Raw genomic sequence first — 489 nt, forward strand, 5'->3', positions numbered from 1 at the left:
AAAAGAGGTGTGCAACTTCTCAATCTGCGCTATCTTACAAGACAGTATGAGTCCCTTTCAAAGATGTGTGTACAGACGAAGCTGCAATTCCAAGCCGTTTTAGATCAGGTTTTCCCAGCTTACAAAGGCGTCTTTGGAGCTATGTATTCCCGTATTTCACTACGGTTTTTAAGTAAATTTCCAACCTCATATTCAGTTTTGCAGACGGATGAAATTACACTCAAAGCTAAGATGAAAGAACTACTTTCTTCGAAACGGGGGCGTTCAGAGGGCTGGATTAACCAACGGGTTCAGCGACTGCTAGACGCGGCAAAGCAAAACCCATTTCAGCAAACCATGTATGCAAGCCACTTAATCAATTTGAAAGTTCTTATTACCCTTATTCTTCAGTACCAAGAGCATCTTGCTGAACTGGAACAGAACATAGATGCTCTGGCTGAAGAAATTGAAGAGTATGAATTAATTCAGTCGATTCCCGGTATTGGGCAT

Annotated in this window: 1 pseudogene; it reads left to right on the top strand. The window is 41.7% G+C overall.

The features are described 5' to 3' along the window. Nucleotides 1–489 (top strand): annotated as a pseudogene (locus G9G57_RS25310) (IS110 family transposase); the annotation flags it as partial.

The sequence above is a fragment of the Paenibacillus sp. EKM211P genome (assembly GCF_011066175.1).
In the GTDB taxonomy this organism is placed as follows: Bacteria; Bacillota; Bacilli; order Paenibacillales; family Paenibacillaceae; genus Paenibacillus; species Paenibacillus polymyxa.